17 protein-coding genes and 1 pseudogene are annotated in these 16,096 nt (G+C 66.4%); 14 read left to right on the top strand and 4 right to left on the bottom strand.

The window, feature by feature from the left end; translation table 11 throughout:
* Positions 1-66 precede the first annotated feature (66 nt).
* Positions 67-1,944, bottom strand: a complete 1,878-nt coding sequence (gene ggt, locus ROZ37_RS17825; RefSeq protein WP_312661365.1) for a gamma-glutamyltransferase — start codon at positions 1,942-1,944, stop codon at positions 67-69.
* Between the two features lie 198 nt (positions 1,945-2,142).
* Between ggt and ROZ37_RS17820 the strand changes: the two genes are divergently transcribed.
* The 3 genes from ROZ37_RS17820 to ROZ37_RS17810 all read left to right on the top strand — a co-directional run bounded on the left by ROZ37_RS17820 (position 2,143) and on the right by ROZ37_RS17810 (position 4,167).
* Entirely contained in the window at positions 2,143-3,186 is a 1,044-nt protein-coding gene (locus ROZ37_RS17820; protein ID WP_312661364.1) for a DUF5924 family protein, read from the top strand.
* A 366-nt stretch (positions 3,187-3,552) separates the two neighbouring features.
* Complete coding sequence (locus ROZ37_RS17815) at positions 3,553-3,864, top strand: hypothetical protein (RefSeq protein WP_312661363.1); 312 nt, start codon at positions 3,553-3,555, stop codon at positions 3,862-3,864.
* Between the two features lie 21 nt (positions 3,865-3,885).
* Positions 3,886-4,167 carry a hypothetical protein gene (locus ROZ37_RS17810; RefSeq protein WP_312661362.1) on the top strand — a complete coding sequence of 94 codons (282 nt, stop codon included), beginning with the start codon at positions 3,886-3,888 and terminating at the stop codon, positions 4,165-4,167.
* Positions 4,168-4,212: 45 nt separating this feature from the next.
* Here ROZ37_RS17810 and ROZ37_RS17805 read toward each other — a convergent pair whose 3' ends face one another.
* Together ROZ37_RS17805 and ROZ37_RS17800 are read right to left on the bottom strand one after the other, a co-directional pair.
* Positions 4,213-5,310 (bottom strand): DUF3616 domain-containing protein, encoded by a 1,098-nt coding sequence (locus ROZ37_RS17805; RefSeq protein ID WP_312661360.1) that lies wholly within the window; start codon positions 5,308-5,310, stop codon positions 4,213-4,215.
* Between the two features lie 115 nt (positions 5,311-5,425).
* Positions 5,426-6,391 carry a DUF808 domain-containing protein gene (locus ROZ37_RS17800; protein ID WP_312661359.1) on the bottom strand — a complete coding sequence of 322 codons (966 nt, stop codon included), beginning with the start codon at positions 6,389-6,391 and terminating at the stop codon, positions 5,426-5,428.
* Between the two features lie 424 nt (positions 6,392-6,815).
* Here ROZ37_RS17800 and ROZ37_RS17795 point away from each other — a divergent pair, with 424 nt between their 5' ends.
* Positions 6,816-8,108: a phospholipase D-like domain-containing protein gene (locus ROZ37_RS17795; protein WP_312661357.1), complete on the top strand. Its 1,293-nt coding sequence runs from the start codon at positions 6,816-6,818 to the stop codon at positions 8,106-8,108.
* A gap of 18 nt (positions 8,109-8,126) precedes the next feature.
* Here the strand turns inward: ROZ37_RS17795 and ROZ37_RS17790 are convergent, their stop codons facing one another.
* Complete coding sequence (locus ROZ37_RS17790; protein WP_312661355.1) at positions 8,127-8,681, bottom strand: hypothetical protein; 555 nt, start codon at positions 8,679-8,681, stop codon at positions 8,127-8,129.
* Between ROZ37_RS17790 and ROZ37_RS17785 the strand changes: the two genes are divergently transcribed.
* From ROZ37_RS17785 to ROZ37_RS17740, 10 genes and pseudogenes are all read left to right on the top strand, one after another.
* Entirely contained in the window at positions 8,587-8,832 is a 246-nt protein-coding gene (locus ROZ37_RS17785) for a DUF3175 domain-containing protein (protein ID WP_312661354.1), read from the top strand. The two genes, ROZ37_RS17790 and ROZ37_RS17785, sit on opposite strands and share 95 nt — an antisense overlap.
* Positions 8,833-9,184: 352 nt before the next feature.
* Complete coding sequence (locus ROZ37_RS17780) at positions 9,185-9,733, top strand: HPF/RaiA family ribosome-associated protein (RefSeq protein ID WP_312661352.1); 549 nt, start codon at positions 9,185-9,187, stop codon at positions 9,731-9,733.
* A 161-nt stretch (positions 9,734-9,894) separates the two neighbouring features.
* Entirely contained in the window at positions 9,895-10,452 is a 558-nt protein-coding gene (locus tag ROZ37_RS17775; protein ID WP_312661351.1) for an HMA2 domain-containing protein, read from the top strand.
* Between the two features lie 44 nt (positions 10,453-10,496).
* Complete coding sequence (locus ROZ37_RS17770) at positions 10,497-10,832, top strand: HMA2 domain-containing protein (RefSeq protein WP_312661350.1); 336 nt, start codon at positions 10,497-10,499, stop codon at positions 10,830-10,832.
* 186 nt (positions 10,833-11,018) lie between these two features.
* Complete coding sequence (locus ROZ37_RS17765) at positions 11,019-11,438, top strand: hypothetical protein (protein WP_312661349.1); 420 nt, start codon at positions 11,019-11,021, stop codon at positions 11,436-11,438.
* Positions 11,435-11,800, top strand: a complete 366-nt coding sequence (locus ROZ37_RS17760) for a hypothetical protein (protein ID WP_312661348.1) — start codon at positions 11,435-11,437, stop codon at positions 11,798-11,800. The genes ROZ37_RS17765 and ROZ37_RS17760 overlap by 4 nt, the downstream gene beginning before the upstream one ends.
* Positions 11,760-12,131, top strand: coding sequence for a hypothetical protein (locus tag ROZ37_RS17755; RefSeq protein ID WP_312661347.1), 372 nt, complete (start codon positions 11,760-11,762; stop codon positions 12,129-12,131). Before ROZ37_RS17760 ends, ROZ37_RS17755 begins: the two co-directional genes overlap by 41 nt.
* Positions 12,128-14,218: a heavy metal translocating P-type ATPase gene (locus ROZ37_RS17750; RefSeq protein ID WP_312661346.1), complete on the top strand. Its 2,091-nt coding sequence runs from the start codon at positions 12,128-12,130 to the stop codon at positions 14,216-14,218. The genes ROZ37_RS17755 and ROZ37_RS17750 overlap by 4 nt, the downstream gene beginning before the upstream one ends.
* A gap of 388 nt (positions 14,219-14,606) precedes the next feature.
* Entirely contained in the window at positions 14,607-15,830 is a 1,224-nt protein-coding gene (locus ROZ37_RS17745) for a CaiB/BaiF CoA-transferase family protein (RefSeq protein ID WP_312661345.1), read from the top strand.
* A gap of 127 nt (positions 15,831-15,957) precedes the next feature.
* Positions 15,958-16,096 (top strand): annotated as a pseudogene (locus ROZ37_RS17740) (electron transfer flavoprotein subunit beta/FixA family protein); the annotation flags it as partial.

Here is a 16,096-nt window from a genome sequence, read left to right as displayed (position 1 = left end):
TTCGCGCGACAAGAATATTTTGCTGCTCGTCGCGACTCGCACGCGGCGGACGCCATGATTCGCTACCTACTGCGGCGGACGCCGTAGCCCGAGGGCCGTGCCTTCGCGGCGATTGTCGGCGCCGCCGTACTGCAGCCCGGTCCGCAAGTCGGTCAGGACGGCCTGAACCGAGCCGATCGATGCGTTGCAGGTGGGCGTGCCTGTTTCCCGGGGAACGAGATGGCCGAGGGCGGCGAGGTAGTTGAGGGTGCTCTGCGGAAAGCCCGTTTCGCAGCTCACCGCGCCGGCGGGCGAGGTGACGGACAGACGGGGCGCGTCGATCGCGCGCTGGAGGTCCATTCCGTGGTCGATCAGGTTGAGCGTGGTGTTGAGGATGGTGTTGATGATCGTCGCGCCGCCCGGCGAACCGTACGCGACGAGCGGTTCGCCGTCGCGGAAGATGATCGTCGGCGCCATCGACGAGCGCGGCCGTTTGTAGGGCGCGACGTCGTTCGCTCCGGGATTGCCGGTCGCCGCGTCGTATTGCGGCGTGAAGTTGAAATCGGTCAGCTCGTTGTTGAGCAGGAAGCCGTAGCCGGGAACCATGATGCCGGTGCCCCAAGTGTTCTCGATCGTGGTCGTGTAGCTGACGATGTTGCCCCAGCGGTCGATGACGGAAAAATGAGTCGTGTGGGCGCCCTTTTCCTCTTCGAGCGGCGCGAGGGCTCGGGCGGGCTCGCCGTTGGCGGAGCCCGCTTCGCACGGGCGCGGGTCGGCAGGCTCCGGCGTCGTCATACGGACTTCTACGTCGATGAGCGTGCGCCGCGCCGCGAGGAAGCATTCGGATAGCAGACCCCGCACCGGCACCGGGACATAGTCGTCGTCGCCCATCCACACCGCGCGATCGGCATAGGTCAGACGCATCGCCTCGATCATCGCGTGCATCGTGTGCCTGCCGCCGAAACCCCAGCTCTCGTCGCCGCTGCCCAACGGAAAAGGCTCGAGAAGCTTCAGCATCATGATCACGGACAGGCCGCCGGAGGACGGGGGCGGCATCGACTTGACCGTATATCCGCGGTAGTCACCTTCGACCGGTTGGCGCACTTCGACGTCGTAGGACGCGAGATCGGCGAGCGTCATGCGGCCGACGCCGGCAGCGCCGAGCCGGGAGCGCTGTTGCGCCTCCACGATCCGCTGCGCGATGTCCCCTTCGTAGAACTCGCGTACGCTTCGCTCGGCGATCAGCCGGAAGGTTTTCGCGAGATCGGGCTGCATCAGCCTGTGCCCTTCGGGCAGCGGCTCGCCGTTGGGCAGGCGGAAGACGGCCCGGGTTTCCGGCTGGAAGGTGACGCGGACGTTGCCGGTGCTTTCCGCGAGGAAGCGGTTGATCGCAAACCCGTCTTCGGCGAGGCGGATCGCGGGCGCGAGCGTGTCCGCGAGCGTCCGCGTCCCCCACTGTTTCAGCGCGTGCTCGACCCCTTGCAGCGTGCCCGGCACACCCACCGAGTGCCCGCTGGTCGAGGCGTTCGCGAACGACTGGCCGAGGAACATGTCGGGCGTCGCCGCGGCCGGCGCCTTTTCGCGCGAGTCGACGATGAAGGTGCTGTCCTTGCCGGCGAGGTGCACCAGCATGAAGCCGCCGCCGCCGATGCCGGAGAATTGCGGCTCGACGACGTTGAGGGCGAACTGGATCGCCGCAGCGGCATCGATCGCGTTGCCGCCTTCGGCCAGCACTCGGGCGCCGACTTCCGCGGCCAGCGGGTGCGATACCGCCACGACCCCCTCGCGAAATCCGGTCGCGGCCTGGTGCGGGCGGTTTCCCTCGGTGAAGCTGGTCGGCGCGCCGTCCGGGCGCTCGGCCTGGCCGTTGTCCAGCCCGAGCGCAAAGGGCGACAGCATGACGCCGACGGCAAGCAGCGCTACGCGTACGCGGGCGAGCGGCCCGGTAAAGAACGACCGATTCATCTTCTTCTCCTCCGCAGGTCGTCGCGGGTACCCGAACCGCCGTCGACGTCATACCAATTTAGGTGCGAAAAGTAAAAGTGAAAGGTACGGCGCCGGCGTGAGCCCCACTACGCGGGGTGGCGTGGAACAATAGCTCTCCGAAAACCCCTACAAGAAAGCGGCCGCAACAGCAGTCCCTTCCGCAAATCCATGCGTCCCTTGGAAAGACTCCAGTCCCTCGGTTCGAATCGCTTCTTTTCCCCGCTGCAACGCATCGCGCTGTTTGCTCTCGCATTCGTGCAGCGCCATCCGAAACTCGTCGCGTTGTTCGGTTTCGTCTCGGGCGTCGCGAGCTTCGTGCTCGTGGATCGGCAGGACAATTTCGCGCGGGTCATTCCGGTGCTGATGCTCGTGAGCTGGATGTGGCTCACGCTCGAAAACGTCCTGAACCGCGGGCTCGTCCGCTGGTTCGGCCTCGAAATGCCGGCCGGCCTGCTGCGCTACGCGACGCAGCTGATCCATCAGGAAAGCCTCTTCTTCGTGCTGCCGTTCTTCTACGTGACCACCGCGTGGAACAGCGAGCAGCTCGTGTTTTCCGGGCTGCTGCTCGCATCGGCACTCGTCGCGATTCTCGATCCGATCTATTTCCGCTGGCTCGCGGCGCGTCGCTGGATGTATCTCGCGTACCACGCGCTGACGCTGTTCGCGGTCCTGCTCGTCGCGCTGCCGATCATCTTTCAGCTGGCGACGCCCGAGAGCTACAAGCTCGCGCTGGGGGCGGCGGTGCTGCTATCCGTTCCGAGCCTGCTGCGGACCGTCCCCCCGGCCGTCAAGTGGCGGTGGCCCGCGCTGATCGCCCTCACGCTTGCGCTCGGAATCGTCGGCTGGTTCGCCCGCGGATCGGTGCCGCCGGCGACGCTGTGGCTGACCGACGTCGCGGTCACCGGGACGATGAGCGAGCGCTCGCCGGACGAGAGTCTTGCGACGGTGACGACGGCCCAGCTCGAGGCGAACGGGCTCTTCGCCTTCACCGCGATCCGGGCGCCGCGAGGACTGGACGAACGGATACGCCACGTCTGGGTGCATGACGGGGCGGTCGTCGACCAGATTCCGCTCGACATCCGGGGCGGGCGCGAGGCGGGGTATCGCGCCTGGACGCACAAACGGAATTTCCCGCCGGATCCTGTTGGCCGCTGGCAGGTAATGGTAATGACGGAAGCAGGACAAATGATTGGTATGCTCCGCTTCCGGGTTGTACGGTAGTGCGCCCGGTTCGCGGCCTTTCGGGGGCGGCGGTGTCGAGGCTTTTCTTGGAGACGGATGATGCACGTTGAGCACTTGCGCAGAGCGGCTGCGCGCGCGTTTTTCGCGGGATGCGTGACGATCCTTGCGGTCGGCCCGGTAGCCGCCGACAAACCCGACTGGGCGGGAGGCGGAGGCGGAAAACCGGAAAAACACGACAACGATCGCCGCGGAAATCAGGACCGGAGGAATGAAGCGCGTGGATACGACGACCGGCGCGGAAACGACGAGCGGCGCGGAAATGACGAGCGGCGCGGCGACCGCGACGGGCGGCGAGGGGATGATCGGTACGTACGCGACCGCGACCGAGAGCGCCCGCGCGATTCGGTGCGTTTCGACGATCATCACCGCACCGTCATCCGCGAGTACTACACGCGCGAATTCCGCTCCGGCCATTGCCCGCCGGGGCTCGCGAAGAAGGGCAACGGCTGCATGCCGCCGGGGCAAGCGAAGAAATGGCACGTCGGGCGCCCGCTGCCGCGCGACGTCGTGTATTACGACTTGCCGCCTGCGATCGTCGTCGAACTCGGCATTCCGCCGGTGGGCCATCGTTTCGTTCGGGTCGCGAGCGACATCCTGTTGATTGCCGTCGGCACCGGCATGGTGATCGACGCGATCGAGGACCTCGACAGGATGTGACCGGCTGGCGCCGCGACGACCATGTACAGGGACCAGCAACGGGAGATCTCCCGCAAATATTGCCCGCGCTTCGGCGAAATCGCCGTCGAGAAGGGCTTCATCACGAAAGAGCAGCTCGAGTCGGCGTTGCGGATCCAGCTCGACGACGAATTGGCGCAGCGTGCCCGGCGTTACCTCGGCGTCATTCTGTTCGACAAGGACTGGATGACGGGTGAGCAGATCGACGAAGTGCTGAATCTGCTTTTTCGCAGGATTCGCGAGGCGAAGGAGGCGGAGGCTGGGCGGCCGGTAGCGGCGGGTTGAAGGTAAGGGCCGGATCCGATCGTTCCTGCAACGGTGGCGGCGGCATCAGTCGCGCCGCACGATGTCCCCAAAGACCGAATAGCGCGCCACGTGGCGGTCGGGCGACGGGGCGTCGTACAACGCCAGCCATCCGCGCTGTCCGCCGGCGAGCGCCGCGGGCAGCGCGCAGAAGGCTTCCGCCCGGTCGCAGCCGTCCCCGTGCGGCAGTACGCAGCTCGTTTCCAGCGAAGTCCAGAATGCTGCGGGATCGACGTTTTCGGTGACGCGGTCGAGCCCGTTCGGCCAGCGGTAGAGGCGAACTTCGCCGTCGAGCGCCATCGTCGGCCCGGCCAGCACGTAGAGGTCGGTGCCGTCGACGTGCAGGTCGCGCACGCCGAGGCCGTCGAGGTCGAGGAAATGCTTGCGCAGCTTCGTGCCGCGGTTGTCGAGCGGCGCGAGCGTCAGGTCGCGGCCGTCGGCCTCGACGGCGATTTCGAGCATCCCGGCCCAGCCGCGCAACACTGGTCCGCGCAGGCCGAGCAGCAACCGATTGCCGAAGACCGCCAGGCCCTCGATGTCGAAGCCGTTGTCCTTGCCGGGAATCGACAGAAAGGCGCCGAAATGCGGGTCGTCGGCGAGCAGGCGGGTGAGCTCGTTCGCGGTCGCGTCGCCCCGCAACCGTGCCGCGCGTCGCCCGTCGGCGGTTTGTCGCGACAAGGTCGGGCGCCCCGCGTCGTCCTCGTCGAGCGGCAGCCGCGCGAGCAGCCTGCGATTGGCGTCCAGTTTCAGCTGCGTGAGCTGCTTCGCATTGCTCGCATTGTCGCGCCCGGTTTTCGCGTTCTTGCGCTTCAGGCCGTGCGAGCCGACGACCCACAGATATCCGTCGTGCACCGCGAGGCCTTCGAGATCGGCTTCCGCGTCGGCTTCGCCGGGCAGATCGAGGAGGTCGGCGAGCGGGAAGTTCGTCGGCGCCCCGAAGCGCAGCGATTCGTCGCCGACCGGCGCGAGCCGTTCCAGCCGTTCGACGCCACAGGCTTCATCGCTCGCCACCCACAAGAATTCGCCGACGAAGGCGGCGCCGGAGAGGTTCTCGTGCACGAGCGCGTCTTCGGCGAGATCCAGGCGGACGGCGTGTTTTTCCAGGCGATTCGATATTTTCGTCACTCCTGCAGGGTCGGGCGAATCGTGCGCTGCATCGCGGCCGGGGGAAAGCGTGGGTGACGCGGTGCGACCCGCGGCCGTTTCCATTGCTTCGACGTGGGTCGCGCGCGCCTGATCTTCAGGTCTGTCCGCTCGAAACCTGCGTGTCGCGTCGCATCCTTTGCAGCAGCGTCACCCCCCCGACGACGACGGCCCCCGCCAGCACCCCGACGCCGGCGTTGAGCAGGAGCGGCGTGAGCGCCTGCAGCACCGCGCCGACTGCCGGAAAATCCCCTGCGCGGTCCGCGAGCGCTTCGATGGCGTGACCCACCGCTGGCACGCCATGCGCGAGGATGCCGCCGCCGACCAGGAACATCGCGGCCGTGCCGGCCACGGACAACCCCTTCATCAGCCACGGTGCGGCTTTCAGGATCGCCGCTCCCGATGCGCGCTTCAATCGCGCGGGCGCGCCTTCGCCGGGCTGTCGACTGAGATACAGGCCGGCGTCGTCGAGTTTGACGATCCCGGCGACGAAGCCATAGACGCCTACCGTCATCAGTAGCGCGATGCCGACGAGCACGGCGACCTGGATCGCGAAGGCTGCGTTCTGGACGGTGCCGAGCGTGATCGCGATGATTTCGGCCGAGAGGATGAAGTCGGTCCGGACCGCGCCGCGGATCTTTTCGCGCTCGAACGCGACGAGGTCGACTGCCGGATCGGCCATCGCCTCGACGAGGTCGGCGCGGTGCTTGCTGTCCTCCGCGGAGCTGTGCAGGTACTTGTGCGCGAGCTTCTCGAAGCCTTCGTAACAGAGGAAGGCGCCGCCGACCATCAGCAGCGGCGTGACCGCCCACGGTGCGAAGGCGCTGATCGCGAGCGCGGCCGGTACCAGGATCGCCTTGTTGCGCAAGGATCCCTTCGCGACCGCCCAGACGACCGGCAACTCCCGATCCGCAGTCAATCCGGTGACCTGCTGCGCGTTCAGCGCGAGGTCGTCGCCGAGCACGCCGGCGGTCTTTTTCGTCGCGACTTTGGCGAGCACCGAGACGTCGTCGAGCACCGTCGCGATGTCGTCGATCAGGGCGAGCAAGCTGGACGCGGCCATCGGATTTTCCTTCTGCGGCCGTCCGCGAGCACCTGGCTTCGCGCGGCTGGTTGGAGATCGAGCGGCTCGCCTTTGGAGACGTCGTCGAGCAGCCGTTCGTGAACGGGGAGACGCTGCAATCGAAAGGCCCGGATCGAACGGCGTCGCGCGCAGCTTTCCGTCAGCGCGCGGCGATGCCGCTTCGTTCGCAGTGCAGCACCGGAGAGCCGCGGCCGCGAACGTCCACCGCATCGCCTCAGCGCCGCTTTTTGTGGTCCAATTTCCCACCGGCCGGGGCTTTCCGCCGCCAGAGGCCGAATGATACAAGACGGGAACGGGATGCCGCGCGGGTGCGCAGAGGCGAGGGCCGCGAAACGGGAAGCGCGCCGCGGTCGTGTGAAGTCGCGCGGGAACGGGGTCGGCCCCACCACCGGGAAATCGTTGCATGTCGAACGAATGGACGCGCAAACGCATGATCTGGACCGCCGTTGTCGCCGTGCTGGTCACCGCAATCGCGGCGCTGTTGCTGATGAACCTGTCGGCGCCGGAGAAGAAGCTCGAGCAGACGCTCCCGCACCGTTATTCGATCGAGGATCCGCAGTTTCGCCGCGAAATGTCGGTGATGCTCGGGCCCGCGATCATCGGCGGAAACCGCGTCGTCGCGCTGCAGAACGGCGACGAAATCTTTCCGGCGATGCTCGATGCGATTCGCGGCGCGAAGACGTCGATCACGTTCGAAACCTATATCTACTGGTCGGGCGAGATCGGCAAGGAGTTCACCGAGGCGCTGTCCGAGCGCGCCCGCGCCGGCATTCCGGTCAACGTCGTCATCGACTGGGCGGGCAGCGTGAAGATGGACGAAAAGCTGTTGCAGCGCATGGAGCAGGCCGGCGTGCGGATTCACCGCTACCGGCCATTGCGCTGGTACTCGCTCGACCGCATCAACAACCGCACGCACCGCAAGCTGCTAGTCGTCGACGGTCGCATCGGCTTCACCGGCGGGGTCGGCATCGCCGATCAGTGGCTTGGGCATGCGCAGGATCCCGAGCATTGGCGCGAGTCGCATTTCCGCATCGAAGGCCCGGCCGTTGCGCAGATGCAGGCCGCGTTCAACGACAACTGGATCAAGACGACGGGCGAGGTGCTCCACGGTCATGCGTATTTCCCGGCGCTTTCACCGGTCGGCGACGTCGATGCGCACCTCTTCATCGCCTCGCCCGCGAGCGGCAGCGAGAGCATGCACCTGATGTACATGATGGCGGTGAGCGCCGCGAAGCATTCGATCGACCTCGCGGCGTCGTATTTCGTGCCCGACGCGTTGATCGTCGACGAGTTGATCGCGGCTCGCGAGCGCGGGGTGCGCATCCGCGTCCTGCTGCCCGGGCCGCACATCGATTCGGAAGCAGTGCGGTCCGCGTCGAAAGCAGGCTGGGGGCCTCTGCTGCAGGCGGGGATCGAGATCCACGAATATCAGCCGACGATGCTGCACACCAAGCTGCTCGTCGTCGATCGGGAACTCGTCTCCGTCGGATCGACAAATTTCGACATCCGCTCCTTCCGGCTCAACGACGAGGCGAGCGTCAATCTCTACGATCGCGCGTTCGCCGACGAATTGACCCGGGTGTTCGAAAGCGATCTCGAACGGGCGCGGCGCTACACCTACGAAACATGGCGGCAGCGGCCGCTGAAGGAGAAGCTGATCGAGAAGCTCGTGCGGCCGCTGAAGTCGCAGCTGTGACTTCCCGCGTCGGACGCGTCAGCGCGCGGCCGCAAGGATGAAAGCGATTTCTCCGACCACAGTGCCGGCGTCGTCGCGGAATTCGACCCAACGGCATTCTTCCGGATTGCGGTCGACGGGATCGCTGCGTTCGTACGGCGTCCCTTTTTCGTCCCGCCAGTAGGTTTGGGTGACGAGCGGCGGGTGGCCGGGTGCGGTGATCCGCCAGTGCAGGTGGCGGCGGCGGTTGCCGTAATGCGCGGGCACGATGCTGCGAAAGCTGGTCCGGCCGTCGGTGCCGCAGGTGGACTGTCCGCGCAGATTGATTTGGTCGCGCCGGTACTGCGAGATGTCGCCGTCGTCGTGAGGATGGTACTGGCCGCCGCTGTCGGCATGCCACAGCTCGACCGTCGCACCGGCGAGTGGTGTCTGCTGATCGGTGCCGCCGAGGACGAGCGCCGACACCCGCATCGGCGTCCCCGGCGCGTTCTGCAGGTTGATGCTCGACCTCGAAGCGGGCCTGTTTTCCCTTACCGACCCGCGTGAAATCGCCCGCTCGCTACAGCGCTCGGCGAAGGCGAGCGACCGGCGCAAGTCGAGTCCTTTCCGCTCGGCGATGTCGATGCTGAATTTCTACATCAATCGCGCGGGCCGAAAACTCCCCGCGGAGCGCCGTCGCTGCCTCGAAGCCGCGAAGGACGAACTGCGCGCGCTGTATCGCAAAGGGCGGCCGGATCACGAGTGAAAAGGGGTACGCGAATTGCTGCGCGAAGGTTTCGGGGAGCGGCGCGCGAAACGTCTCGGGAGACGTGCTTTTCCCGAATGCGACGGTGTACGGCGGCCAGTACCGGACGGAGCCCCGTCGCGATGCGAAGGGGAGCGAATCATGCCGGTCGATGGTCGCGATTCGATCCACCCTCGACGGGGACGGATCGACATCTGTGTGTAACTCGTGCACGCCCGCTTGCGGCCCTCGAGTTCGCACGGCTGGCGGGATAGACCCCGGAATGTCGCCGAGGTTTTGCCGCCGCACGACCTGCCGTCGAGGCGCCGAAGAGGATAGAAGACCCCGCACTCAATCGATGAGGTGACCGGACATGCAACTTCCACTGCAAATCGTCTTTCATGGACTCGACCCGTCGGATGCGATCGAAGCGCGGATCCGCGGGAAGGTCGAAAAGCTCGAAACATTCCATCAAGGGATCATGAGCTGCCGCGTCACGGTCGAGCAACAGCGCGGCCATCGTAACCACGACCACCGCTTCAACGTGCGTATCGACCTGCACATTCCCGGCCACGAGCTGGCGATCAACCGCAACCACGACGCTGACGTCTACGTCGCGCTGCGTGATGCCTTCAATGCTGCCGGTCGGCTCCTCGAGGATGAGGTGCAGCAGCAGCGGGGTGCGGTGAAAGCGCACGAGCTGCCGCAGCACGGACGCATCGCGCGGCTCGATGTCGACGGCGGCCACGGCTACATCGAGACGGCGACCGGCGAGGAGGTGTACTTCGGCCGCGAAAACGTCACGGGGCCGCCGTTCGAGAACATCGAAGTCGGCGCCGAAGTTCGGTTCCTGCTCGAACCGGGCAAGAACGCGCTGCTCGCTCGTCGTGTCACCGTCGGAAAGCACGATTTCGGCGCGTGATTCAGCGTCGCGCGCATCCGCGCGGCAGCATATGGGCACGATCGTCGCCACTGTCCGCCGATCCGGGAGTCCACACAAAGAGAAAAAAGCAATTAGCGAACGGGTTGCGAAATCTTCGTGTCTGACATAATCCGGTAACAGCACGCCGACGAGAGTGTCGCATGAGTCGAATTGTCTCTGCTTTGCCCGGTCGTATCCGGGTACGGGACCCCGCGCTGCGAGCGCCGCGGACAAACGAGCGTTTGCAGGGCGTGATTGCGAAATTCGACGGCGTCCGCTCGGTCGAGGGGCGCACCCAAAGCGGCAGCGTGGTGCTCCTCTACGACGCGACGAGGATCGACCACTCGTCGATGGAGGCTCGAGTGGAGGCTGCCGCCGCTGCCGAACTCGCTCCGGAAGAAGGAGATCCCGTGCGCGGGGCGACGTCTTCGAGCCCGGCCGGTCCGGCTGCGAAGAGCACCGCTCGACCGCGCGCCCCTCGCGCCGCCGTGACGCGCTCAACCCTTGTCTCCGGTGACCGCCGCGGCCCCCCTTTTTCGAAGCGGGCAATCCTTCGGCGGCTGAACGGCTACGCGAAGCTCGGGATGATGGCGAGCCTCGGCGCATCGCTCGCGCTTGCCGCGGCGGGAAACAAGCGCCTGCACATCGCGACCGGCAGCGTGTACCTCGCCCTCCTCGGCATTCACATGGCGGTCCACCGCCGCCAATTGCTCAAATAGCGTGACGGGGCGGTGCGCGCCTCGCCCTTTCGACGACACAGCTCATGGACGACTTCGAATATTTTCAGAGCTTTGCCCGCTACCTCCGGGTCGCGCATCACATTCCCGGTCGGATCCGACTGAAGCTCGAGATCGATCTCGACGCCGCGCAGCTTGACGCGATTGCGGGTGCGAAGCGCTTCGGCAAGGCGATCGACCGCGTGCCCGGTATCCGCTCGGTCAAGGTCAACCTGCTCGCGCGTTCCTGCACGCTGGAATACGACTCGACGATGATTCCTGCCGCCGCATGGCCGGATTTCCTCGGCGGCGTGCGCTCGCCGGCGGCGGAAACCTTGCTGCAGATCGTCGTCGCAAAGTATCGGGAACTCGCCGATGCGTGACTCCAGCGCATCTTCGGCGCGAAGAGGGCGAGGACGTTCCGGTGCGAACCGGTCGGCCGCGGACGCCCTTCCGCCGTCGTTGACCATCGCCCCTGCGGTACCCATGGGGTTCGTTGCCGGCAGCGTCCGGCGTTCTGCTCGCGATGAGCGCGCTCCAACTCAACCGAAATGGAAAGGACGGATGACATGTTCCCACTGCTTCCCTTCGCGGCCGGCCTCCTGAGGGGCGCCGTCGCCACCCGCCTGTTGAAGGTCGACAAGGCACGCCTGGGTTTCGACAAGGCACAAAATCGCGTGCGCGAGGCGACCGTTTCCAGCCTCGCGGCAATCGAACATACGTCGGCCGAGCTGCGCGCGAAGTTGGCGCGCGGATCCGAGGATGCCGAGGGGTCCGAGACGGACTCGCCTCGGACGACGGAAACGGTCGAACAGCCGCAAGGCGATAGCGCTGCGGAGGCGGCGACAGTCTTTATGGGCCAGGGCGAGGAAGAGTCCGTCGCGGCGGAGCAGAAGCCGAAGACCACTCGCACCCGCGCACGCACGAAACGCCCGCCATCCACCGCAAGCGGCGCGCAAACCGAGAAGCCCGAAGAGGACGCTCAGTGAAGCGCCGAGCAAGGATCGACCGGGTGCGTCGACGGAACGAACTGCGCGAAAACTTCGTGCGAGGTTTTGTCGCCACGGGTCTGCTCGCGGCGCTTCAGGATGGGGCGGCCGGGACTTCCCGGCCGGGAGTGGCGCGGGCGGCGCTGCGAAGTGCATTGCAGGGCGGCGTCGCTCTGGCGGCGGGAAGTTCGGCTGCCGATGCGCTGCAAAAGGGGAACTACAACGGCGCGCTGCTCGCCGTCGCGGGTGGCGCGGCGGGCGTGATCGCGATCGATTATCTGACGCGCAAACCGGCGCGCACGACGAAAGGGGGCAAGAACAATGGGAAAGAAAAAACACAAAAAGGCGTCGCGCAAGAATAGGGAATACGCCGCCGAGAACCAGCGCGGAGCTTCGTTTTTCGGTTACGGGGACGGAGCCGGCGCACGCCGTCGCGGCAGCGGTCGCGGCGCCGACCGGCTTCTCGAAGACCTCCCGCGGCTGATGAAGTCGCGTCAGTCCGAACAGTTCCTGCTCGGCGCGCTCGTCGGCGCCGCCGCCGCCTACGTGCTGAGCGACGAGGAATTGCGCGGCAAACTCGTCAAGACCGGCATCAAGCTCTACTCGAACGTGGTCGGCAGTTTCGAGGAAATGAAAGAACAGGTCGCCGATCTGAAGGCCGAGGTCGAAGCGGAGCGCATGGGCGCGGAATGACCGGCGGGCCTTGGTTCAGCGCACTCGAGATCGCGCACCGGACGCGTGGACGCGTGCGCCTGCGCTATCGCTGCCGCGCCGGCGCGCCGACTGCGCCGAAGGCGATCGAACGGGCGCTGGAAAACCTGCCCGGCGTCACTCGCGCGCGGGTCAATCAGGCCGCACGCTCGGTCGTCGTCAACTTCGCCGACGCGGAGACCGGAGTCGAGCAACTCGTCGGCCGCGTCGCCGGTCTGCCCGTGCCCGCCGTTTCCGATCGCGTGGCAGCGGCTGCGGCCAACGACACGAGGCCATTGATGGCGAGCCTCGCCACGCTTCTCGGGACACGATACTTGCCGCCATCGGCGCAGTTGCCGATCACGATGAGTGCGGCGACGCCGGTCTTCAAGCACGCGTTCGAGGACTACCGCGAGAACGGGGTGTCGTCGCACGTCCTCGAAGCGCTGGCCGTATCGATCTCGCTCGCGCGCCGCGATTACACGGCCGCGAACACCACCACTTTCATGCTCGCGCTCGGCGAGTATCTCGAGGACTCGATCGCGCGGCGCTCGGACGACTTGCTCAAGCATCTGCTGCGGCCGGCGAGCGACGAAGTGTGGGTCGTGCGCCAAGGGCAGGAAGTCTCGATCGCCGCCGAGGATGTCGTCGTCGGCGATACCGTGATCGTCGGCAGCGGGACGGTCGTCCCGGTGGACGGCACGGTGCTGGGCGGCGAAGCGACCGTGAATCAGGCCGCGATGACGGGCGAGAGCGTCGCGGTGAACAAGGCGCGCGGTGACGCCGTGCTTTCGGGCACCGTCGTCGAGGAGGGCCGGTTGTCGGTTTATGCCGAGCAGGTCGGTCGCAACACTGCCGCCGCGCGCATCGCCGACTATGTCGAGCAGTCCCTGACGGCGAAGAGCGAGGCGCAACTCAATGCGTGTCGCCGTGCCGACCGCCTCGTGCCGTCGGTGCTCGGGCTCGCCGGCCTCGCGTATCTCGTGTCCGGCGATTGGGGGCGCGCCGCGTCGGTGCTGCAGGCCGACTATTCCTGCGCGCTGAAGCTCGCGACGCCGGTTGCGTTCAAGTCGGCAATGTACGGCGCGGGACGGTCCGGCATCCTGATCAAGGGCGCGAGCACGCTCGAACGGCTCGCCGAAGCGGACACCTTCATCTTCGACAAGACCGGAACGCTCACCGCGGGCAAGCTGACGGTCACCGACTCGATCGCCTTCGATAACACCTACTCCGCGGAAGACCTGATCTGCCTGGCCGCGTCGGTCGAGGAGCACTACTTCCACCCCCTCGCGCTTGCGGTCGTCGCCGCAGCGAGAGCGACGCAAGGACAGCACTTCGACCACCAGGAAGTGAAATTCATCGTCGCGCACGGCGTCGCCAGCGTCATCAACGGCAAGCGGATCGTCGTCGGCTCGCGGCATTTCATCGAGGACGACGAAGGGATCGACATCGGCGCGCACGTCGAGGTCGTCGACCGGCTGTACCGCGAAGGGAAAACGCTGCTGTACATCGGCTACGGCGGCGCGCTGCTCGGCGTCATCGCGTTGAAAGACGAGGTTCGCGGCAACAGCGCGGCCACCGTTCGCCGGCTTCGCGAACTCGGCGCCCGCCGGATCCTGCTCTTGACCGGCGATCATCACGACCGCGCCGAGGAGATGGCAGCGGCGCTCGGCCTCGACGGTTTCCATGCCGAACTCCTGCCCGAGGACAAGGTCCGTATCGTCGACGAGTTGAGCGCGAAGGGCGCCCGCATCGCGTTCGTCGGCGACGGCATCAACGACGCGCCGGCGCTCTCGGGGGCGCATGTCGGGATCGCGATGAAGAAAGGGGCGGACATCGCACGGCTCACCGCCGACGTCGCGCTGCTCGAGGACGACATCGAACGCGTCGCGGAAGCGAAGGAACTCGCCGATGCCGCGATGTCGCGAATCGGGACGAACTATCGGCTGACCGTCGGCCTCAACACCGCCATCCTCGCGGCGGCCGCACTCGGCGTGCTGTCGCCGATCACGACCGCGATGCTGCACAACGGCAGCACGATCGCGATCCTGCTCAACGCTCTCCGGCGGAAACGGAAGCGAACCCGGTAAGGATCGGGACCCCCGTCGATTCGGCGGGCACTCGCGCGGCGCGAACGCCTCGGGCGACGTCGAGGCGCTTTTCGCCGGGGAGTCCGTGGGGGCAGGGGAGGATCCGACGCGCGAGTTCGCCCTCTCCGAACCGGCCGCGAAAACTGCAGCGATGGGAGAGGTCGCTCGTTTCGGGCAAGAGCACGGCCGTCGCCTGGCATCCTGCGGCAGAAGCCTGTGCGTGATGAACGCGAGGCGGAAAACCTTCGCCCTCGCTTCGGGAGACGTGCTCTGAATTTTCCGCCGGAGTGCGCAATCCGCATGGATCGTTTCGAAAATCTCGCTTGAGTCCAGACGCTGGGGACCCTAGGATGCGGTTCCTGCACATATAACCATTGGAGGGCGTGACATGGCAGGCGCCTTGTCGCACATCCGGGTGCTCGATCTGTCGCGCATCCTCGCCGGGCCGTGGGCCGGGCAGATGCTCGCCGACCTCGGCGCGGATGTGATCAAGGTCGAACGCCCGGGGGCCGGTGACGACACCCGCAGCTGGGGCCCGCCATGGCTGAAGGACGAGCACGGCGAGGAGACGGCCGTTGCGGCCTATTTCCTCTGCGCGAACCGCAACAAGCGCTCGGTCACGATCGACATCACGCGCCCGGAGGGGCAGCGGCTGGTGCGCGAATTGGCCGCGGTGTCCGACGTCGTGTTGGAGAACTTCAAGCTCGGCGGCTTGGCGCAATACGGGCTCGATTACGAGTCGCTCAAGACGGTCAATCCGCGGCTGATCTACTGCTCGATCACCGGCTTCGGACAGGATGGGCCGTATGCGCCGCGAGCCGGATACGATTTCCTGATCCAGGGGCTCGGCGGGCTGATGAGCATCACCGGGCGCCCCGACAGCGACGATGGCGGCGGGCCGATGAAGGTCGGGGTCGCGCTGACCGACATTCTCACCGGTCTTTATGCGACCAACGCGGTGCTTGCCGCGCTGGCGTGGCGCGACCGCAGCGGTGAAGGCCAGTTCATCGATCTTGCCTTGCTCGACGTGCAGGTCGCCTGTCTCGCCAACCAGGCGATGAACTATCTCGCGACCGGCCAGAGTCCTTCGCGGCTCGGCAACGCCCATCCGAACATCGTGCCCTATCAGGACTTCCCGACCGCGGACGGGTACATGATCCTGGCGATCGGCAACGACGCCCAGTTCGCGCGTTTCTGCGCCGAAGCCGGGCAGCCGGCGCTCGCAGCCGATCCCCGCTTCGCAACGAACGCCGCTCGCGTGAAGAACCGGACGGTGCTGATTCCGCTGCTGAAGAAGCTCACCGTTGATCGCACGACCGCCGAGTGGATCGCCGCGCTCGAAGCGCGGTCCGTCCCCTGCGGGCCGATCAACTCGATCGCCGACGTTTTCGCCGACCCGCAGGTGCAGGCGCGAAGTCTGAAAGTCGAGATGGCGCATCCGCTCGCCCGCACGGTGCCATTGGTCGCGAATCCGATGCGGCTGTCGGCCACGCCGGTCGAGTATCGCCAGCCGCCTCCGCTGCTCGGCGAGCATACCGACGAGGTGCTGACGCAGACGCTCGGCCTCGACTCGGGCGCGATCGGGCTGCTTCGCGCCGACGGCGTAATCTGAAAATGAACGATCTGCGGCATGGGTTGGAGATTTCGTCCGGACTTCCTGTCCGTCGCGTCATCCCTCGTGATCCCGCGCCCGCGATCCCTTCATTCATCCTGCAACCACATTCCAGGGAGATAGAACTTTGAAGATCCTCGTACCCGTGAAACGCGTGGTCGATTACAACGTGAAGGTGCGCGTCAAGAGTGACGGCAGCGGCGTGGATATCGCCAATGTGAAGATGTCGATGAACCCGTTCGACGAGATCGCCGTGGAAGAGGCGG

The sequence above is a fragment of the Aromatoleum sp. genome, assembly GCF_032027225.1.
GTDB lineage: Bacteria > Pseudomonadota > Gammaproteobacteria > Burkholderiales > Rhodocyclaceae > Aromatoleum.
The sequence above is the reverse complement of the archived record's forward strand: the minus strand, read 5'-3'. Positions and strand labels throughout refer to the sequence as shown.